Source organism: Amycolatopsis sp. cg13 (genome assembly GCF_041346965.1).
Taxonomy (GTDB): Bacteria; Actinomycetota; Actinomycetes; order Mycobacteriales; family Pseudonocardiaceae; genus Amycolatopsis.
Map to the genome: position 1 here is coordinate 9,042,047 of NZ_CP166848.1, position 23,461 is coordinate 9,065,507.

The following is a 23,461-nucleotide window of genomic DNA, read 5'->3' on the forward strand; positions in this document are numbered from 1 at the left end:
GCTGGGGCCGGTGGCGGAGTGCGGAGCGGGGTCGGTGCTCCGGTTGCCGCCGAAACCCGGAAGGCCGGTCTCGGGCTGTGGGGCGGGAGTGTGGTTGCCGTTGGTCGCGGAGGGGTGGTTCCCGGCGGACGGGAGGGTCTGGCCGTTCGTTCCGGTGGAGTCCGGAAGGTTTCCGGTTGTGCCGTGGTCCGGCGTTGACGGTGTCGGGGTTCCGGCGGTGCCCGGCGGGGGAGTGGGGGTGCCGGTGTTGACCGAGTCCGGTGTGGACGGGGGCGGGGCGGCGTGGTGGCCGGTGCCGTTCCCGCCTTGGTTGGCCGTGCCGGGAGCCGGGTTGGAGCTGGATGCTGGATTGGTGTTCGTACCCGGGTGGGGCGTGGAGCTGGGATTCGGATTCGGGCTGGCGCCCTGATTGCCGGTCGTCGTGCCGGGGCTCTGGTTGCTGCTCGGGCTGGGGGCGGCGGCTGGTGAGGTGGGGCTCTGGTTGCTGCTCGGGCTGGTGCCGCCCTGGTTTTCGGTGCTGGGGTTGGCTCCGGGCGGGTTCGAGCTGGTGACGGGGGTGCTGTGGTTGGTGCTGCCGGGCGAGTCGCTGCCATCGGTGGGGTTGTTGCTGGGCGAGTGGGGGCTCTGGTCGGGATTGCTGGCCGAGCCGCTTTGGTGAGCGTTGTTGCCAGTGGGGTGGGAGACGGGGGTCGAATCGTTGCCGCTGGGGGTGTTCGCGGAGTGGGAACCGTTCGCCGAGTCCTGGCTTCCCGTGGAGTTGGGGCCTGGGGCGGTGGCGTTGTCGGCTGAATGCGAGTTGGTTGGGGAGTTGGAGCCGCTCGCCGAGTCAGAGTTGCCGGTGGTGCTGGGGTTGGGGGAGTTCGCGTTGCCGGTCGACTGCGAGCCGCTGGGGGAGTGGGAACTGTTGGCCGAGTTCGGGTCGCTCGGTGAAGTCGAGTTGCCGGTGGTGCTGGGGTTCGGGGAGTTCGCGTTGCCGGTCGACTGCGAGCTGCCGGGGGAGTCGGAGCTGTTCGTCGAAGGTGGGCTGCCCGCGGGGTTGGGGTTGCCGGTTGAAGTGCTGTTGCTTGTCGAGTGCGAACCGGTTGCGGAGATGGTGGCGTCTGAAGGGTTGGGGCCGCCTGTCGAGCTCTGGCCGCTCGCGGAGTTGGGGCCGCCAGTTGAAGGGCCGCCAGTTGAAGGCGAGTTGTCGGCGGAGTTGGGGTTGCCGGTGGAGGTGCCGCCGTTTGTGGAGTTCGGGCCGCCTGCCGAGGTGGGGTTGCCCGTTGAGGTCGGGTTGCCGGTGGAGTTGCTCGGCGGGGTCTGGCTGTTGGGGGTGGAGTTGCTCGCCGGAGGCTGATTCGTCGTGGTGGAGTTGGTGCCGGGCGAGTGGGCGTTGTTCTGGCCTTCGCCGTGAGGGGTGTTGGTGCCGGAACCGCTGGTGCCGTTCGAACCACCTGAGCCAACGCCGCCTGAGCTGCCAGGGCCGCCTGAGCCACCAGGACTGCCGGAGCCACCAGGTCCGCCGGATCCGTCCGAGCCACCAGACCTGTTGCCGCCAGAACTATCGGAGCCACCGGGCCCGTTGCCGCCGGAACTCCCCGAGCCGCCTGAGTCGCTGGAGCCGCCAGAGTTGGCAGGCGGGGTAGGGCCGTTGACCGGGTCCACCTTGATGTTTCCGGTCCCCTCGCCCCCGCCGGGGTCGTTCGGGCCCTTCGGCTGGCCGCCATCCTTGCCGCCGTTGAGTTTGTCGTGCAGGTTTTGTCCGGCGTGGTGGGCGCCGTGGGTGGCGGCGCCGGATAGGCCGCCGTTGAGGGCTCCCCAGCCCAGGCTGTCCAGGTCTCCGCCGAACAGCCCGGCGCCGGCCAGGCCGACTACTACCTCGGTGGCCGCTTCCACTCCCGCCGCGCCGAAGACGTTGTGGCCCCACTTGCCGAGGCCGCTGTGGGCACCGGCGGCGAACGCGCCGCCGATGGCGCCCAGAGCCGCGTTCTGACCGATCTGTTTCCAGTCGAAGCCGTCCCGGTTGCCCTGCGCGATCTGGATGAACTCCGCCAGCATCTCCTCGGCCGCCTCTTCGGCGGCTTCCTGCGCGGCCTCTCGCGCGACGCGCGAAAGCAGGCTCATCAACCGCGACATCAGCGAGCGTTCGATCTGCATTACCGCGGTCCGGCCGGCTGCCCAGATTCCCGGGATCAGCGGGGCGGTGAACGGGTTCGTCATCGCCCAGATCAGGTCCGCGGCGGTTACCGCGATCGAAATCAGGATGCCGTATTTGGCGTTTTCTACGTTCAGGGCGTATTCGCGTAAAGCGGCGGCTTGTTGCTGGGCTCGGTAGGAGAAACCGGCGCCCATGGTGCTGAGTTTGTTGGCGTAGTCGGCGAAGTTGGTCGCTACGTCTCCGCCGACGTTGGAGACGACCTGTTCCGCCAACTGGCTGAATCCGGTTCCCGCAGCGGAAATTTGCTGCGCGACTTGGTCCCATTCGGCGGCCAGTTCGCGTGCTTTGTCCTCATCGCCCTGCGGCCAGGCGTCGCCCGCGATGATGTAGAACACCCAGTTCAGACTGGGGTCCACCATGAGGCTCATCGCGGGGTCACCTCCTTACAGTGAAAGAAAAATCAGTGTTCTTCCGGGGTGATCGCGGGCTGGGCGGGGATCGACTTCGTCGGGGCCCACCCCGCGCCTTCCACTGGGCGCTGCCAGACCTCGGCGGGCTCCAAGGGAGTGACTTCGCCCTCGGGGGTTTCCATCTTGTCTTCTACCGCATGGACTGGCTTTTCCGAGCGGACGAAGACGGTCGACTCGGTCGGCTGCAGCGGGGTCACGGCCTTCTGAACCGGACGCTCAACCGACAGACGCCTCAACTGCTGCGGTTCTTCGCCCGGCTTCGACGGAATTGGTTCCTCGCCCCGGTCAGGGATCCGCGCCCGGACGCTCTTTGCTGCGGTCCAGCCCTCTTCCTTGCCGAGCAATTTGCCTTGGATTCGCACGCCGCGCCGGTATTCGGTCGGGGGTTCCTCGGAGCCAGGGTCGGCCTTGCGGACCTTGTGGTTCAGGTCGGTGAAGTTCTTGAACAGAGCGTTGGAACCGTCGTAAGCGCCCTGGTCGGCCTCGCGGAACGACGTCGCCATGTCGCCGATCGCGTCGCGCGTCGCTTCCACCGCCAGCGCCCAGGCGTTGATGCCGTTGTAGATTTCGGCCGCCGACTGGATGTGCGTCTTCGAAAACTCGTTGCCGTTCTTGTCGTTTCCGGCCGCGTCCTGGATCCGGCTCGGGTTCGCCAGGCTTTGCACCAGCTGGGCGAGCGTGCGCAGTTCGGCGCTCTTGCCGTCGAAGCCGTCGCGGCCGCCGTCCAGACCGTCGGCATCGACGAAAAACTGGTCTGTCATGGCAGATTCCCTTCGTCGAATCCCGGCACTCGCGCCGAGAACAGGGCGTTGACATCCACTTTTCCGCTCATCAGGTCCTGGGCGGAGATGCCCGGCGGCAGCATGGGGGCCATCAGTTCCGCGGCGGCGGCGACGGATTTCTGGCGAGCCGCCGAGATGGTTTGCACGATCACCGAGGCCAGCTCCGCGGGAGCCATGCGTTTGTAGGCGCTGGTGGGAAAGGAAAGTTCGGTCAATTCACCGGTACGGCCGACGGTCGCGGTCACCTCGCGGCGGGCGGAAGTGACGGTGCTGGTGGCGGTTTCGACGTCCTGGCGAGCCTGGTCGAAGTGGTCGCGTTGGTGCTGGTAGGCGGCCATCGCGTCTTCGAGCATCTTTTCGTGCTGAGAACTCATAGCGGTTCCTCCCGAGGGTCAGCCGACCGAGGCCAGGCCGGGGCCGAGGGCCATGGCTCCGGTGTCGGGCGGGCGGATGCCGCGCAGGTCGGCGGCGGCCAGCGTGCGGGACGCGGCGGCGGCCGAGAGCGTGCGGGCGAGCTCATGCGCGGCGTGCGCGGTGTGGTCGGACGCGGCGGAGAGTTCGTGGGCGAGTGCGTCTCGGACGTCGTCCGGGACCTCGTGGCCGCGTCGGATCAGCAGGCGCACCGCGATTTCGGCTAGCTCGTCCACTGTGTACTCACTGAGTTGCCAGCCGTACGGGAAGGCGTCGCGCAGGGTGGGCAGCTGGGCGAGAAGTTCGCCGACGCGGTCGCTTTCCCCGGTGAACACCACGACGGGATCCGCGGGGCGGCGGGAGACCATTTCGGACAGTGCTTCCAGGGCTTCGATCCCGGGGGTGTGCGGGGAGGTGTCCCAGTCGCCGTCCAGGTCGATGACCAGGGTACCGCCGGAAGCGTCTTCCACCGCGGCGCGGACCAGGTGCTCGGCTTGGCCCGGCCATTGCGGTGACAGCTCTTCGGCGAGGTTGCGGCGAACCAGCTGCCCCGTCGGGGTCATGCCGAATTCGGAGAGGATTTGTGCGTACAGGCTTGCGTATTCGGAACGTCCGGTGCCGCGTTTGCCGCTGATCACCAGGTTTGCCTGGTGGCCAAGCGGTTGCCGTTCGTGGGTGAGGCGGCCGAGCTTGAGCAGCAGCCGTTCGGCGTTCTCTCGGACCGATTTCTGGCCGACCAGTCCGCTGAGGCGTTTCCAGCCCGCACTGGTTTTCACCGCGGCCGCGGGGTCGGCGGTGACCGAAACGGAGGACTTCGCCGCGGAAGGCAGTTGCGTCAGTTCGGCTTGCAGGTCGTCGGCGGTGAGGCGGTTCAGTTCGATGTCTTTGGACGGCGGATACAGCGCCAGCCGCGACGCCTGGTTGTTCACCATCGCCTCGAACAGCTTGCGCGCGACGCGACCGTTGCCGAACGTCGAATTCTTCGGCACCCGCTCGAAATACTCGCGCAGCGCGGCCAGTGCGTCGTCGGTCATTTCGTAGTAGTGCTTGCGGGTCAGGCCGGTCGTGATGGTGACCAGTTCGTCGACGCTGTAGTTGGGGAATTCGATGGTGCGCGTGAACCGCGAGGCGAGACCGGGGTTCGACTGCAGGAACTGTTCCATCTGCTCGGAATAGCCCGCGACGATCACCACCAGCGAATCGCGCTGGTCCTCCATGATCTTCATCAGCGCGTCGATGGCTTCCTGCCCGAAGTCCGGGCCGGAACCGCCGGTCGGCGCGCTCAGCGTGTACGCCTCGTCGATGAACAGCACCCCGCCGACGGCCTTCTCCACGACCTCGGTGGTCTTGATCGCGGTGGACCCGATGTACTGGCCGACCAGATCCTGGCGGGCCACCTCGATCATGTGCCCCTTCGACAGGATGCCGAGTTCGGCGAGCACTGTGCCGTACAGCCGCGCGACGGTCGTTTTACCGGTGCCGGGCGGGCCGGCGAACACCAGATGCCGCGACATCGGCGGCATCGGCAGGCCCATCCGCTCGCGCATCTGCGACATCTTGATCAGGTTGATCAGGCCGGTGACTTCCTTCTTCACCCCGGCGAGCCCGACCAGCGCTTCCAGATCGCCCAGCGGGCCCTCGAGCACCTCTCCGGCCGCTTCGCTCACGGTCTGCTCAGCGGCGTCGCTTGTCGGACCAGCGAGCACTTCGAGCGGGCGGGCGGAATCGGTGAGCAGGTTGTCGACGTCCGCGTGCTCGCCGCTCACGAGTTCGCCAGAGGCGTCGTTGACCACGCAATCGCGGATGCTGACCGGCTCGGTGGTTTCCACGTGGAAACCGTCCTCGCCCGCGCCGAGGACCTCGCATTCGGTGAACGAGGCCTGAGCGCCGACGTACACGCCGTTGCCTCGCGCATTGCGCACCCGGCAGCGGGAAGCGGTCAACGTTGAGCCCGCAGCGACGGTGATTCCGTCCACTGTGGAGTCGATGATCTCGCAGTCCTGCAAGGAGATTTCCGCGGTTCCGGAAATGTGCAGACCGCCGCCGCGGACCTGCACCGACTTCGCCGAGGACGGCGCGCCGCCAGCGAACGAGACCGCCTGGTCCGCCGTCGAATCGACCCGAATGTCGGTCACTGTCAATCGGGCGTTCTCGGTGACCTGCACCCCGGCTTCCCGGCCAGTGTCGATGGAGGCGTCCGCAAGATCCAAGGTGGACTGTCCGGAAAGGACAATGCCGACACCGCTGTCCGGCGTCATCCGCAGCCCGCCGACGGTCACGGCGGAATCCGCGCTGACCGACAGCGCGGTGTGCGTAGAACCCCGGACGGTCGCGCGTTCGAACCGCGGCCGCGCCTGGTCGTCGACTAGGATCGTGACCGGCGAACCCTCGAAGGTGCAGTCCACGAACTGCGGCGCGGCGGTTCCGGTGGCCTGCACCGCGTTCGTGCCAGCCCCGGCGAACACACACTCGCGCAGCAGCGGTTCAGCAGACGCGGCGATGTGCGCGGCCTGCATCGGTGCCGACCGGAACTGCGACGACGCAACGGAAACCCGGTCCTTGCTGGTCACATACAGGTCGACGTTCGCGCTGTCCCGCACAGTCAGCCCGGTGATGGTCGCGCGTCCCTGCTGTTCCACGACCATCGCCGGTTTTTGCGCGCCGACGATCTCGCACTGCTCGACAATCGCGACCGCTTCGCCGTTGACACACACCCCGTTGCCCGCCGCGCCCCGCACCGCGCATCGGCGCAGCAGCACCGAACCGCTCTCGGCCACGACCACTCCGGACGACGCGGCGTCGACGATCTCAGTGTCCTCAATGGCCGATTGCACCGGCGAGGCGATCACGACCCCGGCACCGCCGGTGCTGGTCACCGTGCAGCCCCGCAGCGCGAGCGAACCTTCCAGCCGCGCCAGCAAAGTCGCCCACGAATTCCCGGACAGCCGGCAGCCGTCCAGCGCCGCCTCGCCGCGGACAACGTCCACTGTGACCAGTTGGTCGTCGGTGCCGGTCAGGACGAATCCGCTCAACTGCACCGCTTCGGCGTTCGCGACGAGCACGCTTCCGGTGCTCGCCACGATTTCCACGGTGCCCGCGCCTTGTTCGGCCACCAGCGACACCATCCGGTCAACCACGAGGTTTTCCTCGTACCGTCCAGGGTGGACGCTGATCGTCGCCCCCGGCTGCGCCTGCGCCAGCGCCGCGCCGATGGTTCCGAACGCACCCGGCCGGTCGCCGCCGACCACGAGCAGCTGTCGGTTCATCGTCTCCGCCTCTCCGCACTCACGCCAGGCCCGGGAGCGCCCCGAACCGCTCCGCCGCCTGCTCGTCCATCACGGTCCGGACCAGGTCCTCGTCCGCTTCCGCCCACGTCTCGAGCGTCTGCCGGAGCGAGTTCATCGCCAGCTCGTCCAGCGACGCCCGGTCGTTCGCGACCCGGCCGGTCTCGTCGATCTCGCTCGCGGTCAGTTCCCGCAGCAGCACCGCACCCCGCGCGCCCGCGGCCGGTTTGCGTGTCTCGAGCACCTTGAAGCTGGTCCCCGGCACGAACAGCACCCGGTTCTCGACGCCGCCCTCGCTCGGTTCCAGCAGTTTGGTGCGCCGTCCGGTGATCGACCACACCAGCACGTCCGTCTCGCCGTCCACAGTGGACGACGGTTGGGTCAGTGCGTTCAGGAAGCCCCATTCGGTCAGCACTTTCCGCCCGTCGAGCAGCGGCCACACCGGCGGCGGCAGCTCGGTGGCGAAAGTGGCTGGACCTCGGTGTGAAGGCAGCCTGCTCAGCCCGGCCACGACGCATCGGGCGACCGGGACGTGCGGGCCGTTCGCGCCACGACGCAGCCCGGCATCAATCGTCGATCCCTTGGGGGACAGGTAAAGCTGCACGGCCACCGCGTCGGTCAGCACCTCAACCGAGGACGAGGTCGACAGCACGCCTTGGAAACCTGGGTGTTCGGACAGGATCCGCGCGACGGTGTTCGACATCAGGCCGTACTCCGCGCCGAGCGATTTGCGCAACCACTGGCGTTCCTTGTCCGCGCCGCGTTTGGGCAGCAAGGCGGTCGATTCCGCGCCGGGGGTTTCCTGGAAACGCAGCTGTGCCGGGGCTTTCGACGCGGACTCCGGGCCGGATGGCGTCTTCTCGGCAACCGGGGTGGCGGCCTTGGCGACCGGCGGTTCGACGGGCTTGGCCGGGGCGACGTCCGCCGGAGCGATGCGGCTGACCGGCACCGCAGCGGGAGGAGCAGCCGAGACCTTGACCGGGGGCACCGCCGGAGCGACCGGCACATCAGCAGGCGCAACGACAGACGCAGCAGCAGGCACATCGGCAGGCGCAACAACAGGCGTAACGGCAGGCGAGGCAGGACTAGGAGCCGCGATCGCCCCAGGAACCTCCGTAGGCGCAGCGATCCCCAACGCCGCCGGAGCCGCAGGCAGGTAAGCCGCCGGAGGAGCCGCGGCGACAACCGGCACCGGATTTCCAGCCTCGATCGCCTCCAACGCCCGAGTCACTACCCGAGGCCGCGCACGCTCCGCAAGCAGCGCCGCAGCGGGCAACACCCGGCTCATCCGGCGAGTCTCCTCGTCGAGCCGCGCCAGCAAATCCTCCGCCAGCAACCGCATCCGCGACACCGAACCCTCGTCGGCCGCGTCAAAGGTGAGGTTGTGCACCGCGGCGTCGAGAGTGATCTCGCGGATCGCGGCCGACGAAGGACCGTCCTGCGGCGGACGCACCAGCAGACCCGACTGCACGACCTCGACCACCGCGTCCGGCGAGTACCAGTACACCGCCGGAGAGACCTGGTCGAGCCCGTGGATCGGCGGACGGTGCGACAGCAGCTCAGGCAAGACGGAAGCCGAGCCGGGTTCGTACCCGAGTTCGGTGGTGAACGGACGCCAGCCAAAGCGTCCGTCGTGCATCACGGTCCGCAAAGTCGGCAGCTGCGGCGAACCGACCGGCACGCCCGCGTAGAACGCGACCGGCTTGCCGAGCAGATCCGCCAGCGCCTGTCCGATGGTGGCCTCGCCGGGCACCGACATCGGCCCGTACTGCACGAACCGCGCCTTGGCCCGCACCTTCTCGGGCAGCTGGACCCACAGCCGGGCCGCGTCGTCCAGCGTCAGCGGCGGACAGCCGGGGCAGCCCAGGACGATGGTCATGGTGTCGTGCTGGGCGGGCATCCGGGAGATCAGCGCCTTGCGGTGGTGCCGCTGGGGCCCGTCGAAGCCGACCGGACGGACCCACAACCCGCCCGGCAGCGGTTCGGCGACTCCGCGCGAACTCGTCGGCGTCAGCTCGGCGGCGATGCCGGAATCCCAAGCCGGGCGCGGGAACCGCTTCGCCTCCCAGGCCGGCGGGCGGCCCGGCCGGAAGCGCACCCAGCCGCCGCCGCGTCCGGCGTGGACGAACAGCGCGCCGCCCGCGCTCGGGATCACCGAACCGTCCGGCGCGAGCACCGGGCGGTTGATCCGCTCGGCCAGCCACTGGCCGGCCAGCGCGGTCGTCTCGCGCGAGCGGCCGCCGATCACCAGCCGGACGCCGCGCCGCCGCCGGGGGAGCGCCTTGGCCACCGATTCCCACATGGCGATCGGCGAATCGACCGGCAGGTCCACGACGACGAGGTCATGGTCGGGATCGGCCGCGACGCCGAGCGCGAGCGACTGCGCCTGCACGGTCATCCCCTCCGCGAGATGCACGACCAGCGCGTTGCCGACGGTCTTCTTCTCCAAAGCGCCGTCGTCACGCCGGATCAGCGAAAGCTCCATGGCTGCCTCCTTCTCAGACTCGGCGGCCGACGGCCGGGGCCGCGCCGCCGGTGTGGTGCGCGATCAGCCCGTACACGAAGAACCCGACCGCGATCAGCAGCCCGAGGACCAGCCCGACCAGCAGGCCCACCCACGCCCGCCGGGCGGGCACGTCGAGGTGGCTCGCGTCGCCGAGCACCAGCGCCGAGGTCATCCGTCCGATCAGGAACGAATACGCCTCGACGTGGTCCTTCTGCGTCTGCACCATGTCACCCCTCCATCGCTTAGGAAGTGAGCCCGACGGCCCACGCGTAGACGCCGAACAACTGCAGCAGGACCGGGATCATCGCCACCGCGCTCAGCGTTTCCAGCCAGTTCGCCAGGTGCCCCCAGATCGGCAGCAGCCGCCGCGGCGGCGGGCGCAGCATCGCCAGCAGGAGCAGGAAGAACACCAGGCACAGCCCGCCGAGACAGGCGCCTCGCCACGGCGTCGGCAACGGCTGGATCAGCGACAACCCGAGCAGCACCAGGCCGATCGCCCCAGCCGCGGCGAGCGGAACCCGCTGCCACACGCCGAGCAGCGCCCGCGAACGCATCAGCACCGCCGCGGACACCAGCCCGCCCAGGATGGTCGGGAACAGCCCCTGGCCGACCAGGAACGGGAAACAGCCGACGAAAACCGCCGTGGCGGCAAGGCAGGCGATGGTGAGGTAGCCGTCGGCGTACCCGGTCTGGTGCACCATCTGCGCGGCGGGCATCGGCTCGATGTCGTACTGCAGTTCCCCGGCCGAACGCGGCAGCTGAGGACCGCGGATGCGAGCGAACCGGATGCCGATCCGCGGCGCGAACACCATCAACCCGACCAGCACGAACGTCACCAGCCCGGCCGCCTGCTCGGTGGTGAACCCGGCTCCGAGGTGCAGCCACAGCGAAAGCGCCCCGGCGAGTCCGGTCGCGACCACCGCGCCGAACGGCACGAACGGGATGGCGGGCGACCACGCCGCCCGCCCGCCGAGCACGAGACCACCGGCCAGCGCGAACGTCAGGCAGCCGGTCAAAATCGGCGCGCCCTGCAGGTCGAACGCCGGATCGAGTCCGGCCACCGCGACCGCACCGGCGAGGAACGCGAACGCACAGCCGCCGAGCCCGAGCAACGTCAGCAGGGCCTTGTCTTCGGAACGCACCCCGGTCGCTACCGCCGCGACGAGCAGGCCGAGCGACACCACGCCGCCGCCGATCGCGGTCAGCCCGGCCGAACCCGGGTAGAGCAGCACTTTGGCGAGCACCGCGAGGGAGAAGATCGCGAACCCGAGGAACAGGCCCCGGTTGAACTCCGGGCGCCAGCGGCCGGGGTGCCGGCTCACCGCGGTGGCCATGCCGTCCGCGATGTCGTCGAAGTCCAGCTCCGGCAACGGATCCGCGCGAGGGCGGAGGTGGAATTCCTCGCCCTCCTTCCAATCCAGCGACTCCGGCGTGCCCGACGCGTCCAGCGGCTCCTCGCCGAGCCGCTGCAGCACCCAGCCGTCGCCGAGGTCCTCCCGGCTGCCGGTGTGCTCCAGCAGCACGGGCAGCAGGCTGGTCAGCGGGACGGACATCGGCACCGCCAGATCCGCCCGGCCCTGCGGCCCGTACACGGTGATCCGGCACAGTTCGCCGGTCGACGCGGTCATCGCACGCCCCTTTCGGTCGTCGCGAGCGGGGACCAGCCCTCGCCGGCCCGGTCTTCTTCCGCGATCGCGGTCTGCACGAGCTTCACGCCGCGGCGGGTCACCAGCTGCGCGCGGCCGGCGGGCAGCTGGCGCGGGGCCGCCTCGCCGAGGAACTTGCCCTCCTCCTTCGGGTAGGAGAACACCACGCCCGGGCTGCCGAGCTCCCAGATCCGGCGGACCACCGAGTCGCTAAGCGCGCGCATCGCGCCCGAGGTGCTGCGGCTGAGGATCAGGTGGAACCCGATGTAGGAACCCTGCGACAGCAAGGACAACAGCGGTTCCAGCGGCGAACCCATGCCGCTGGTGAGCAGCTGGTAGTCGTCCACCACGAAGAACAGCCGCGGGCCGGTCCACCAGTCGCGGCGCTTGAGCCGGTCCGCGGTGATGGTCTGGTCCGGCACTCGCGGGGTGAGCGAAACGCTGGCCTGTTGGGCCAATTCCTGCAGCGCCTCGGTGGTGGTCGCGTATCCGACGCGGTATTCCTCGGGCACTTCGACGTCCAGCTGGCGGCTCGGGTCGGCCAGCACGATCTTCGCCTCATTCGAGGAATAACGCGCCAGCACCGACCGCAGTACCACCCGTAGGAGGTTGGTCTTGCCGGTTTCGTTGTCGCCGAAGGCGAGCAGGTGCGGAGTGGCCGCGAAGTCGTGCCACACCGGCAGCAGCCGTTGCTCGTCCTGGCCGAGCGCGATCCGAAGGTCGCCGTCCGGCGCGGGAAGCTGCGCCATCGGCAGTTTCGCGGGCAGCAGCCGCACCGACGGCGCGGGTGCGCCTGGCCAGAACAGATGCACCTCTTCGGCGACTGCCTTGGCTGCGGCGGCGAGGTCGTCGGTGTTGCCGCTGCCGTCCATCCGGGGCAGCCCGGCGAGGAAGTGCAGGCCGTCTGGAGTGAGGCCGCGGCCCGGCTGGTTCGGCACCGTTTTCGCTTTGCGCGAGCCGATTTCCGACTCCATCGGGTCGCCGAGCCGCAGTTCGAACCGCGTCTGCAGCAGGTCGCGCAGGTACGGGCGGATCTCCGACCAGCGCGTCGCGCCGATCACCACGTGCACCCCGAACGACAGCCCGCGCGAAGCCAGCTCGCCGATCTTCTGCTCCAAGTCGCTGTAGTCGTTCTTGAGGCTGTACCAGCCGTCGACTACCAGGAAGACGTCGCCGAACGGATCCTCGATCTGGCCGCTGCGGCGCAACGCGCGGTAGGCGTCCATGGATTCGATGCCGTGCTCGGAGAACAGCGTTTCGCGGCCTTCCATGACCTGCGAGATTTCCTCGATGGTCCGGACGACCCGGTCGCGTTCGAGCCGGGTGGCGACCGAACCGACGTGCGGCAGCCCGGACAGCGACATGATCCCGCCGCCGCCGAAGTCCAGTCCGTAGAACTGGACCTCCTGCGGGGTGTGCGTCATCGCCAGCGCCAGCACGAGGGTGCGCAGCAGAGTCGACTTGCCGGTCTTCGGCCCGCCGACCACCGCGACGTGCCCGGCCGCCGACGAAAGGTCCGCCGTCAGCAGCTCGCGGACCTGCTCGAACGGCCGGTCGATCATCCCCATCGGCACCCGGAGCCTGCCCCAGTGCGCCGGGTCGGCCACCGCCATGCCGCGCACCGGATCCGGCGTGACGCTCGGCAGCAGCGAATCCAGGCTCGGCGATTCGGCCAGCGGCGGCAGCCACACCTGGCGGGCCGCCGGACCCGCGCCGGTCAGCCGGTCGATGAACGCGTCGGCGAGCGTCGGCCCGCCCGGAACGGCGGCTTCCAGAGCGTCCACATCGGACTGCTTCTCGGCCGGTTCCGGCTCGTCGTCGCGGATGATCAGCTTCGCCGGATGGGACTCGGTGCGGAACGGGACGACCTCGCGGCTGGCCCGCGCCGCGGCGACCGCGGAGTTCTCGCCGTTGCCCGCGGGGACCGGACCGGAGACGTAAGCGGCCTTGAACCGCACCAGGTTCGTGGTGTCGATCTTCAGGTAGCCGTTGCCTGGTTCCGGCGGGAGTTCGTAAGCGCTGCCCGCGCCGATCACGCTGCGGGATTCCATCGAGGAGAAGGTGCGCAACGCGATCCGGTAGGACAGGTGGCCCTCGACGCGGTGGATGCGGCCCTCGTCCAGCCGCTGCGACGCGAGCAGCAGGTGCACGCCGAGACTGCGGCCGAGGCGTCCGACGGAGACGAACAGCTCCATGAACTCCGGCTTCGCGCTCAGCAGTTCGGAGAACTCGTCCACCACCAGGAACAGCGTCGGCATCGGGGCCAGCTGTTCGCCGGCCGCGCGGGCCTTCTCGTATTCGTACAGCGACGGATAGCCGCTCGCGCGCAGTTGTTCCTGGCGGCGCACCATTTCGCCGTTGAGCGAATCCTGCATGCGGTCGACCAGCGGCAGTTCGTCGGCGAGGTTGGTGATCGTCGCCGAGGTGTGCGGCAGCCGGTCCATTCCGAGAAACGTCGCGCCGCCCTTGAAGTCGACGAGCACGAAGTTGAGGATCTCCGACGAATGCGTCGCGGCCAGCCCGAGCACCAGCGTGCGCAGCAGCTCCGACTTGCCGGACCCGGTCGCGCCGATCAGCATCCCGTGCGGGCCCATGCCGCCTTGCGCGGATTCTTTCAGGTCCAGCTCGACGATCTCGCCGTCCTCGGTCACGCCGATCGGCACGGACATCCGGGCTCGCTGCGCCGCTCGCGGTCGCCATTGGCCGGGGATGTCGAAGGTGTGCACGTCCTTGATGCCGAGCAGCGCGGTCAGTCCGAAGTCGCTTTCCAGCGGCTGGTCGGCGATCTCCAGAGTGCCACTGGTCCGCTTGGGTGCGAGCAGCCGGGCGAGTCCTTCGACCTGGGTCACCGACAGCTCGTCGCGGGTCGCGGAACCTACGCCGCTGCCCGCCGGGAACTCGACCAGACCGTCCTTTGTGGTCAGCCGCAGCACTTTCGGGCCGCCGGGGAGCGCGCCGGTGACGTCCAGCAGGACGACGTTGCGCAGCCCCGCGCCGACCAGCCGCGACGACTCGGGAATCGTCGCCAGATGCGCGACGATCACCACGAACGGCTCGGTCGTCGTCGGCCCGACGGTCTTGTCGTGGTCGTCGCGGTCGGCCACGTCCGGGCCGAGGAGGTCCATCAGCTCGTCATGGTCGGCAGCCAGCAGCCGGAGCGGGCCCGCCGCGTCACGGAGGGCCGGATGGTTGTTGTGCGGCAACCACTTCACCCAGTCCCACTGCGCCTGCGCGGCTTCGGTGGTGAGCACCGCGAGCCGCAGTTCGTCCGGCGAATGGAAGGCGACCAGCTGCGCGAGCATCGCCCGGACCAGCGCGACGGCCGCTTCCGGATCTCCGTCGAACTCGACGCTGGTGAAGCTCCGCAGCCCCACCGCGGTCGGGATGCCGGACAGCGTGCGGTACGTCTCGGTGAAGCGGCGCAGCGAGATCGCCGACAGCGGTTCGAGGTCCTCGATCGGCTTGGTCACCGGCGGCACCAGCTCCAGTGCCGACTGCTGCGTGCCCAGCCCGATCCGCACGCGCGCGAAGTCCTCGTGGCTGATCCGCCGTTCCCACAGCCGCGGGCCCATCGCCAGCGACCACAGCGAATCCGGGGACGGGTTGTTCCAGGCCACCGCGTGCCGCTGGTCCTCGGCGGTCGAACGGGCCCGCTCGCGGACCTGGCCGATGTAGCGCAGGTAGTCCCGCCGCTCGGCCTGCATCTTGCGCTTGCGTTCGGCGGCCGCGCGGGAGAGCTGCCCGAGGCTCATCGCGATCATGGACACGCCCATGCCGCCGCCGATCACGTAGGTGAACGGCGAACTGCCCGCGACTCCCGAGAACGCCAGCACCATCACCAGCGACCCGATGGCCATCGGCAGCATCATCAGCAGCGAGTTGAAATCGCGCGCCGCCGGTTCCGCCATTACGGGCGGCTCTTGCAGTTCTTCCTGGCCCTCGGGCATTTCCGGACCCGCGGCGCGCGGGCCCCGCTTGACGGTTTCCGTGCTCATTCGAGCACCCCCGGGGAGCTGCGCCGGGCCGGCTTGCCCCAGGCCGCGTCGTCCTGCCGGAGCAGGTCGGCCATGGTGCGTTCCTCTTCTTCCTCGGTCTCTTCTTCGGCAGTGTCGGCTTCGGGCTCCGGGGGTTCCGGAGCGTCGCCGCACGTGGGCAACTCGTCGGGGACGACCTCGGCCGGTCCGCCGCGGACCCGCTGGTAGGTGCCGAGCGCGGGTTCCGCGCCGGCTTGGGTCGGCCGCCACGGTTCGTCGGTGCGCTGGAGGAAATCGGTGGCGATTTCCTCTTGCCGGTCGTCTTGTGCCGTGGTGACCGGCAGGAGGGCGGGGAGGAAGTCGGCGGTGCCTACGTCCCAGGCCGAGGTGTCCTCGTGATCGAGGGGCTGCACGACCGCGATGCGGACGAGGTCGGTGTCGTCGCTCGCGGCGGCCCAGCCGGTGCTGGCGGGTGCGTCCACAATGGACTGAGGTGTCCAGGGCTCCTGGACTCCGGTGAGCAGCCCGGCGGAGTCCGGTCGTTCGGGGGTGCTCGTCCCGTTGCTGACTGGCGGGACGATCGGGATGCCAGCGCCGGTCGCCCAGCCTGCCGAGGGGCTTGGCGGGGTTTCGCCTTGTGCGCTGGGGTCTCCGATGCCTGCCGGTGTGCTTGTCGCCCAGGGTGCTTGGACGTCGCCGAGCAGTCCGGCCGAGTCGGGGCGTTCGGTGGGTGTCGCGTTGCCGGTGTTGCCCGGTGGGGTCATCGGCATTCCGGGGCTTTCCGGTCCCTTCGCCGGGGTCCAGCCGGTTGAGGTGCGTGGGGGAGTTTCCCCTTGTGCGCTGGTGCTTGCTGCCCAGGGTTCCTGGACGTCGCCGAGCCGCCCGGCCGAGTTGGGGCGTTCGGCGGGTGTTCCGTTGCCTGCGTTGCCCGGCGGGACCGCCGGCATGGCAGGAGCCCAGTCCGCGGATTCGCTCGGCGGCGTTTCCCCGGACGCGCTCGGATCGCCGACGCCGCCGGGCAGATCGGCCGTCCACGGCTCCTGGACGTTGCCGAGAAGTCCGGAGGAATCCGGTCGTTCGGCGGCGGGTGTGTTCAGGCCGCTGCCGCCGCCCATGCCGCCGGGCGGGACTATCGGCGGGGTCCCCGAAGCTGGGAGTTGTTGCTGTTCGTGGTTGGTGACGGGGTCGGGAAGCTTGGGCAGGGCGCTCTCGCCGAGCCCTTTCACCCCAGGGCCGACCGGCTCACTGCCCGGACCGCCCAAGCTGTTGCCGCTTGCTCCGGGGCCGTCCAAGCTGTTGCCGCTCACTCCAGGACCGCCCGCGCCGTCGCCGGTTCCGCCGCCTGCGGTGGGCGGCGGTGCCCACTTGGCGGAGGTGAGCGGTGGCGTGTCGCCATGGGCGTCGGGGTTGCCGATGCCGTCAGGCGGTGCGCTCACCCACGGCTCCTGGACGTTGCCGAGGAGTCCGGAGGAGTCCGGACGCTCCGCAGCGGGCGTGTTCAGGCCGCTGCCGCCGCCCATGCCGCCCGGCGGGACCATCGGCGGCGTTCCCGAGGCCGGGAGTTGTTGCTGCTCATGGTTGCCGACGGGGTCGGGCAGCTTCGGCAGGTCGCTCTCACCGAGCCCCTTCACCCCAGGGCCGACCGGCTCACTGCCCGGCCCGCTCAAACCGTCGCCAGTCCCGCCGCCCGCGCCGGGCGGTGGTGCCCACTTGGCCGAGGTCAGCGGTGGCGTGTCGCCATGGGCGTCAGGGTTGCCGATGCCGTCGGGCGGCGCGCTCACCCACGGCTTCTTGATGTTGCCGAGCAGCCCGGAGGAATCCGGACGCTCCGCGGCAGGCGTGTTCATTCCGCTGCCGCCGCCCATGCCGCCGGGAGGCACCATCGGCGGAGTCCCGCCACCGGGGACCTGCTCGTGGTTCCCGACCGGATTCGGCAGCTTCGGGAGATCGCTTTCGCCGAGGCCTTTGATCGCGCCCGGACCGCTGTCGCCCGGTCCGCCCATGCCGTTGCCGCTCGCGCCAGGGCCGCCCACGCCGTCGCCGGTTCCGCCGCTCGCGCCGGGCGGCGGGGCCCACTTGGCTGAGGTGAGCGGGGGTGTGTCGCCGTGTGCGTCGGGGTTTCCGATGCCAGCCGGCGGCGGGCTGATCCACGGCTTCTTGATGTTGCCGAGCAGCCCGGACGAGTCCGGTCGTTCCGCGGACGGCGGGTTCAGTCCGCCACCGCCGCCCATGGCTCCCGGCGGCATCATCGGGATGCCGCTGCCGCCGGGATTCTGGTTGCCCGGCGGATTGCTGAGGCCCGGCGGCAGGTGCGCCGGATTGAGCGCGTTGTTCGCCAGGTTGCCGCCGGAGTCTCCCGGGGGCGGCGGGATCGCCGCGGGGTTCACGTGTCCGGACCCGCCCGAGCTTCCCGGCGGGGCGGGGATGGACGGCGGGTTCACGTGTCCGGACCCGCCCGAGCTTCCCGGCGGGGCGGGGATCGACGGCGGGTTGACGTGCCCGGACAGGTTGTTGCCGGACGCCCCGGGCGGGGGCGGGATCGACGGAGACTTGAGGTTGTTCCCTCCCGGAACATCGCCCGGCGGCGGGGAAACCTTCGGCGGCTTCACGCTGCCGGAATCGCCCGGCGGCGCGGGAATCGACGGCGGTTTGACCTCCGAACCGGGCGGCTTCTGCAGGTTCGGCGACTTGTTCCCGCCAACCCCGTTGGGCGGCGGCGGAATGGAAGCAGCCGTGATCGGAGGCGGTGTGCCGTTGCCTCCGGGACCGTTGACGTCGCCCGGCGGCGGTGACACGAGGGCGTTCTTCAACGGCGGCGGCACATCGCCCCCGCCAGGACCGCCAGGACCGTTGACCCCGTTGGGAGGCGGCGGAATCGCGGCCTTGTTCACCGGCGGCGGAGCACCGTTGCTGCCGCCCGGCGGAGGAGACACGGGCGGCGGTTTCGGAGTCGGCGGCGGCTGCGTCACCGGCGGTGGCGGCGGAGAAGCAGGCGGCGGGGGAGGCGTCACCGGCGGCGGAGGCGGCGGCGGCGTGGGCGGCGGGGGAGGAGTCGGCGGTGGCGGAGGAGGCTTGGGCGTATTGCCGTCACCACCGCCGGGAGTCGGCGGCGGGGTCGTCTTGCCCGCGTTGACGTGCACGGTGTTGTACTTCTGCGCGAGCTGCCCGCCGACCTTGCGCATGTCGTTGGTCATCATCTCGACGGCCTCGGGGAACTGCGAGATGTACGCGCGCCCGTCGCTGAGGTGGTATTTGCTGCCCTGGGCGAGGACCTGGCTGGCGTAATAGCTGTCGATGTAGCGGATCGTGTCCTGCGCCCACTTGAGATACGCCGCCGAATTGACGAGGTTGTTCGGCACGTTGTTCGACCCGCCGCCGTCGCCGATCCGGTCCGCCAGATCGGAGAACTTGTTGCCCAGCGCGGTCATCATGTCCTTGAACTTCGTCGCGGCGTCGCCCTTCCACGGACCGTCGGGTCCGGCGAGGGCGGCGGTCTGGTCCTGAATGGACTGAGCGACCATCGCGAGGTTCTGCTGCGTCTCCTGAAACACCCCGGCCGCGTCCTGAAGCGACTGCCAGTTGACGTTGCCGTAGGCCTTGTCCCGGTTGTCCTGGCCGCCCGACAGCGAACCGCCGCCGAGGATCGCCGCTTCGATCTGCTTCCACGTCAGGCCGTCGAAATCCTTCGACGGGTCACCAGTGGTGTTCTGGTTGCCGGTCTGCGTGGTGTCCGGCCAGACCCCGTTGTCGTCCGAGGTGAACCCGTGGGTGTTGTTGTCGTCCGCCATCTTCCCTCGATCGCTTCGAACCTGAGAGACCCCGGAGAGAACCGGGAAAGACCGCCGCCCGTCCGGTCAGGGTTTCTGACCGGCGCCGGTGATGTGGCCGCTGACTGTGTTGAAGTACTGGTTGTAGTCGTCGGCCGACATCTTGTTGACCTCGTCGGCGTTGTCGTACGCCTTCGAAGCCTTGTTCACCGCGTCCGCCACCTCGTCGAGCGCTTTGCAGAGGTCGTGGATCGCGGTGCGGGTGGTGTCCCGCAGCGAGTTCGCGCCCTGGATCGGCGTGAAGATCTTGTTCTGCGCCGTCAGGAACACCCCGGGCTTGAGCTGGATGCCGTCGAGTTTCGCCGGCAGGTCCTTCAGCGGCCCGTCCGCGAGCGTCTGCAGGTTCTTCGCGAACGTGCGCATCGCCTCGGTGTTGACCGCGGTGACGCCCTTGCCCGGATGCTCGGAACCGCCCGGCACCGGCGGCGGCTTGCCGACGTCGCCCGGCGGGATCCACTCGTTCTTCACATCCGGGGGAGTCTGGTCGCCCGGACTGTGGAACTTGCCGTCGTCCGAAGTGGTCTGGTGCTTGTCGGACGAATCGTTGTTCATCCCGTAGTTGGTGTCACCCAACGCGACCATGGCCGGTCACCCTCCTTTCAGGTCAGTTGCGCCCGCGACGGCGGCGTCAGTTCGCGGCGAACCGCTTGGCGTTGTTGCCCTCGGTGTTCGAGGTGCCCTCGTTGATCTGGCCGAGGGTCTGCGCGGCGGCGTCGAGCGCCTGCGGCAGGGTGAGCGCCGCCTGGTGGCAGTAGTTGTAGGTCTCGTGGAACATGTCCGCCGCGACACCGGTCCAGTTTTCGCGCTGGCCCTCGATGACCGCCTTCATCTGGTCCAGCAGTTCGGTGATCTGGTTCGACTGCTGCTTCGCCTGCCCGACGGTGTCCTGCATGGTCGCGAAGCTGATCTGGAACTGGCCCAAAGCCATGGGAAGCGTCCTTTCGTGGGAGGGAAGGGGATCAGAAGCCCTGCAGGCCGCCGCCGCCGATGACCGTGGCGGCGTTGTTGGCGGTGGAGGTGTTGTCCGAGTCCCGGCTGTCGTACTCGCTCGCCGAGGTCTGCACGTTCTGCGAAAGCTCGTCCAGCTTCTGCACGATCTTGCGGACCGTCTGGTCGAACTGGCCCATGGCCTGGTTGAACACGTTCGCCGAGTCCGAGCGCCAGGTGCCGAACAGCGTCTGCATGGTGCCGTCGACCTTCTGGTTCACCCCGGTGATGTTCTGCCCGGTGTCGCTGATCGTCTGCGCGCCCTTGCGCATGACGCTGGTGTCGACGCGGGCGCCGTCCTGCGAAGCCATGCTTTCTCCTCTGGTCGGGTTCTCCGGATATGACGGACTGGCATGCCAGGCCGCCGACGTCGCCGCGGATGCCCTTCGTTCGGCCGATACGACAGAGCACGGGGGAGACTGCGGACTTACGGTAAGCGCCGGTCTACGGGTTGTCGCCGCGTTGTTCCCTTCTGAACACCAGTGCGCGGACGGCGGGGCAAGCCGCTCCTCCACCCGGGGGGCACTGAGCTGCGGCAACGCTTTCCGCGCGATCCGGTTACGCACGATTGCCCGTTCAGGCAGCGCTGGTGCCCGGGTTCGCGGTTCGCGCTCATGCGAGCGGAAGTCGGGAGTGGACTTGCGGAGTCCGTTGTGGACAGACAGCGGCCCGGGCGGGGAACTCTGAGAGACTCAGAGTTCCCCGCACGGACTCGGCTCAGTACTTGAGCGTGAAGGCGAAGTCGCCGGAGAGCTTGCCGCTCAGCCGGACTCCCGACACCACCTTCCCGCCGGAGAGCAACCGCTCGACCTCGGCCCGAGCCAGCCCGCAGCCTTCGGCGATCAGCCGCACCGGCCGGACCGGGATCCGGGCCGCGAAGCCGACCGAGACGTCGATCGCGTCCTGGTCCAAGTGGTCCGAACCACCGGTGTCGAGCCGCCAGGCGCCGTCCCAGTCGAGCGCGACGCGGTTGCGCCGCAGCAGGACCGGGTCCTGGAGCAGTTCGGCGGCGAGGCCGGGATCGTTGTGGTGCAAGCGGTCCAGCAAAACCGGGCTGACCGAGCGCACCTTCGCCCGTTCGAACACGGTGAGTTTCGCCGTTTCCCCGCAGCCGGTACAGAGCACGAGGAGCCAGGCGTCGATGAGTTTGTGATGGGCGTTGACCCGGAACTTGCCGTCGGCCCGGAAGGTTCCGGACGCGCACGTGTGGCAGCGCCGCCGGACGAGCGGCAGGCAAGTGGGCAGGACTGTCCAGTGATAGAGCACAGGAGTACACCGATTCCAGTGAGAATTCCGCAGCACGAAGAAGCGCGGCGCATAACGCGGCGCGCGACGGGATCAGAGCTTGGGATGCCTCACGCGATGTACAACGGCACGTCCTCGCCTAGCCGACACTGGTCGGGCGACAGTAGCTGCGGGCGCGGGCGCGGCTCCACTGGTTTTCGGGCCGGGTCAGGCGTTGAGATAGGCGAGCACGGCCCGCACCCGCCGGTGGTCGCCGGTGCCCGCGGACAGACCGAGCCGGGCGAAGATGTTGCCCACGTGCTTGTTCACCGACGTTTCCGCGATGAACAGCTTCCCGGCGATCGCGCCGTTGCCGTGGCCCTCGGCCATCAGCGCGAGCACCTCGCGTTCGCGGGGGCTGAGCACGTCGAGCGCGTTTGCCGCCCGCCGCCGCGCCATCAGCTGCGAGACGACCTCCGGGTCCATCACCGTGCCGCCCGCGGCGACCCGGTCCATGGCGTCGCGGAATTCCTCGATCCGCCCGACCCGGTCCTTCAGCAGGTAGCCGACCCCGGACGCACCGCCGGCCAGCAGTTCGGCCGCGTAGGCGTGCTCGACGTACTGCGACAGCATCAGCACCGGCATCCCCGTGATTTCCTCGCGCGCCGCGGCGGCCGCCCGCAGCCCCTCGTCGGTGAAGCCCGGCGGCAGCCGGACGTCCAGGACAGCGAGGTCGGGCCGGTGCTCCAGCAACGCGGGCAGCACGTCCGGCCCGCGCTCCAGCACGGCGCACACCTCGTGGCCGACCGTGGACAGCATCAACGCCAGGCCTTCCCGGATGAAGGCGTTGTCGTCGGCGATCACGACACGCACGGCAGCTCCGCCCGCAGCACCGTCGGGCCGCCTTCGGGACTGCTCAGCTCGAACCCGCCGTCGAAGGCCGCGACCCGGCGGCGGATCCCCGCCAGCCCGGTGCCGAAGTTCTCCGCGGCACCGCCCTTTCCGTTGTCCCGCACAGTGATCCTGATCCTCTCCTGGTCGAGCGCGAGCGTAATCCACGCCCGGTCGGCCCCGCTGTGCTTGGCGATGTTCGTCAGCGCCTCGGCGACCACGAAGTAGGCCGCCGCCTCCACCGCGGCCGGGGCCTGCCCGGTGCCGGAGACGCCGACCTCGACCGGGATCGCACTGCTCGACGCCAGCGCTTGCACCGCGCCGACCAGGCCGCGGTCGGTCAGCAGCGGGGGATAGATCCCGCGGACGATCGTGCGCAGCGAGGCCAGCGAATGCTCGGTCAGCTCCTGCGCGTCGTCGACCAGGCTGAGCGCGCTGGCGGGCTGATTCTGCAGGGCGTGCTTGATCAACCCGAGCCGGAGCGAGATGGCGACGAGCCCGGCCTGGGTGCCGTCGTGCAGGTCCCGTTCGATCCGCCGCAGCTCGGCACCGTGCGCTTCGAGGGCCTCCGCCCGGGTGACGGTCAGCTCTTCGATCCGGCGGGCCTGCCTGCTGCCGCGCGGCGGACGCAGCAACGCCCGGGCGAGCATCGCGTGCCCACGGGCCAGCAGCGGCACCAGAAGGACCAGCCCAGCGGCGTACAGGAGGCCGATGCCGGTCGCGCCGAACGCCTCGGGCCAGCTGGTGACCGGACGGAACGTGAGGTGTGCGGCTGGCGGCAGGAGAGTCCACCAGATGGGCGCGGTGCCCCAGCAAAGCGCGCCGGACAGCAGGCTCAGCCCCAGGAAACACAGCGGGGTGCCGACGAGGGTGTTGGCCGTGAGGAACGCCAGGTCCTTCCAGACCGCCCGGTCTTTGAGCACGCCGAGCGGTGAACTGGGTGCCGCGTACTTCTCGCCGACCGGCGTGCCCAGCAGGCGCTCGACCCGTTTCCGTTGCGCGCGGGCGTACCGGCGCAGCAGCGGGACGAGCAGGACCAGCAGCGGCAGCCCGATCCCGACCAGGCTCAGCAGCAGGCTGCCAGCGGTCAGCCAGAAGAGCAGCAGGCCGACGAGACCCACCGCGGCGCCGACGGCGAGGTAGCGGAAGGAAGTGCCGAACCCGGCGAAGTAGCCCCGGAACCGGTCCGCGCGCACCGGCTCCATCCGACCCCCTCGGAAGCTTCGCGGGTGCAGTTTTCTGCACCTCGGATCTGCAGGATACGTGCTGTCCGGCGGGTTCCCGGCTCCGTAGCGTCCGGGACAAGCAAGATCACCGCACCC

18 protein-coding genes are annotated in these 23,461 nt (G+C 69.6%); 4 read left to right on the forward strand and 14 right to left on the reverse strand.

The window, feature by feature from the left end; translation table 11 throughout:
* The first annotated feature begins 238 nt into the window (after positions 1 to 238).
* The 4 genes from AB5I40_RS42345 (at position 239) to AB5I40_RS42360 (ending at position 2,286) form a co-directional block, all read left to right on the forward strand.
* The gene (locus tag AB5I40_RS42345) at positions 239 to 409 is read left to right on the forward strand and encodes a hypothetical protein (protein WP_370935819.1); all 171 of its coding nucleotides are present in this window, start codon (positions 239 to 241) and stop codon (positions 407 to 409) included.
* Entirely contained in the window at positions 410 to 658 is a 249-nt protein-coding gene (locus AB5I40_RS42350; protein WP_370935820.1) for a hypothetical protein, read from the forward strand.
* Between the two features lie 39 nt (positions 659 to 697).
* Positions 698 to 1,336 (forward strand): hypothetical protein, encoded by a 639-nt coding sequence (locus AB5I40_RS42355; RefSeq protein WP_370935821.1) that lies wholly within the window; start codon positions 698 to 700, stop codon positions 1,334 to 1,336.
* Between the two features lie 584 nt (positions 1,337 to 1,920).
* Positions 1,921 to 2,286: a hypothetical protein gene (locus AB5I40_RS42360; RefSeq protein ID WP_370935822.1), complete on the forward strand. Its 366-nt coding sequence runs from the start codon at positions 1,921 to 1,923 to the stop codon at positions 2,284 to 2,286.
* 311 nt (positions 2,287 to 2,597) lie between these two features.
* Here the strand turns inward: AB5I40_RS42360 and AB5I40_RS42365 are convergent, their stop codons facing one another.
* The 14 genes from AB5I40_RS42365 to AB5I40_RS42430 all read right to left on the reverse strand — a co-directional run bounded on the left by AB5I40_RS42365 (position 2,598) and on the right by AB5I40_RS42430 (position 23,344).
* On the reverse strand, positions 2,598 to 3,368 hold the full coding sequence (locus tag AB5I40_RS42365; protein ID WP_370935823.1) for a hypothetical protein: 771 nt from the start codon (positions 3,366 to 3,368) through the stop codon (positions 2,598 to 2,600).
* Positions 3,365 to 3,763, reverse strand: a complete 399-nt coding sequence (locus tag AB5I40_RS42370) for a YbaB/EbfC family nucleoid-associated protein (protein WP_370935824.1) — start codon at positions 3,761 to 3,763, stop codon at positions 3,365 to 3,367. Before AB5I40_RS42370 ends, AB5I40_RS42365 begins: the two co-directional genes overlap by 4 nt.
* Before the next feature lie 18 nt (positions 3,764 to 3,781).
* A complete protein-coding gene (locus tag AB5I40_RS42375) occupies positions 3,782 to 7,066 on the reverse strand; it encodes a right-handed parallel beta-helix repeat-containing protein (RefSeq protein WP_370935825.1) in 3,285 nt (1,094 codons plus the stop codon).
* 19 nt (positions 7,067 to 7,085) lie between these two features.
* The gene (locus AB5I40_RS42380) at positions 7,086 to 9,569 is read right to left on the reverse strand and encodes a hypothetical protein (protein ID WP_370935826.1); all 2,484 of its coding nucleotides are present in this window, start codon (positions 9,567 to 9,569) and stop codon (positions 7,086 to 7,088) included.
* Positions 9,570 to 9,582: 13 nt separating this feature from the next.
* Entirely contained in the window at positions 9,583 to 9,816 is a 234-nt protein-coding gene (locus AB5I40_RS42385; protein ID WP_370935827.1) for a type VII secretion protein EccB, read from the reverse strand.
* Positions 9,817 to 9,832: 16 nt separating this feature from the next.
* Entirely contained in the window at positions 9,833 to 11,218 is a 1,386-nt protein-coding gene (eccD, locus tag AB5I40_RS42390; RefSeq protein WP_370935828.1) for a type VII secretion integral membrane protein EccD, read from the reverse strand.
* Positions 11,215 to 15,231: a type VII secretion protein EccCa gene (gene eccCa / locus AB5I40_RS42395; RefSeq protein ID WP_370935829.1), complete on the reverse strand. Its 4,017-nt coding sequence runs from the start codon at positions 15,229 to 15,231 to the stop codon at positions 11,215 to 11,217. The genes eccD and eccCa overlap by 4 nt, the downstream gene beginning before the upstream one ends.
* The gene (locus AB5I40_RS42400; RefSeq protein ID WP_370935830.1) at positions 15,228 to 18,998 is read right to left on the reverse strand and encodes a hypothetical protein; all 3,771 of its coding nucleotides are present in this window, start codon (positions 18,996 to 18,998) and stop codon (positions 15,228 to 15,230) included. The genes eccCa and AB5I40_RS42400 overlap by 4 nt, the downstream gene beginning before the upstream one ends.
* Positions 18,999 to 19,064: 66 nt before the next feature.
* Positions 19,065 to 19,619 (reverse strand): hypothetical protein, encoded by a 555-nt coding sequence (locus tag AB5I40_RS42405; protein ID WP_370935831.1) that lies wholly within the window; start codon positions 19,617 to 19,619, stop codon positions 19,065 to 19,067.
* A gap of 46 nt (positions 19,620 to 19,665) precedes the next feature.
* Positions 19,666 to 19,965 (reverse strand): WXG100 family type VII secretion target, encoded by a 300-nt coding sequence (locus tag AB5I40_RS42410; RefSeq protein WP_037812613.1) that lies wholly within the window; start codon positions 19,963 to 19,965, stop codon positions 19,666 to 19,668.
* 31 nt (positions 19,966 to 19,996) lie between these two features.
* A complete protein-coding gene (locus AB5I40_RS42415) occupies positions 19,997 to 20,335 on the reverse strand; it encodes a WXG100 family type VII secretion target (RefSeq protein ID WP_344284506.1) in 339 nt (112 codons plus the stop codon).
* A gap of 406 nt (positions 20,336 to 20,741) precedes the next feature.
* A complete protein-coding gene (locus AB5I40_RS42420; protein WP_370935832.1) occupies positions 20,742 to 21,290 on the reverse strand; it encodes a DUF1062 domain-containing protein in 549 nt (182 codons plus the stop codon).
* A 186-nt stretch (positions 21,291 to 21,476) separates the two neighbouring features.
* Positions 21,477 to 22,121, reverse strand: a complete 645-nt coding sequence (locus tag AB5I40_RS42425) for a response regulator transcription factor (RefSeq protein ID WP_370935833.1) — start codon at positions 22,119 to 22,121, stop codon at positions 21,477 to 21,479.
* Positions 22,109 to 23,344: a sensor histidine kinase gene (locus tag AB5I40_RS42430; protein ID WP_370935834.1), complete on the reverse strand. Its 1,236-nt coding sequence runs from the start codon at positions 23,342 to 23,344 to the stop codon at positions 22,109 to 22,111. Before AB5I40_RS42430 ends, AB5I40_RS42425 begins: the two co-directional genes overlap by 13 nt.
* Between the last annotated feature and the right edge of the window lie 117 nt (positions 23,345 to 23,461).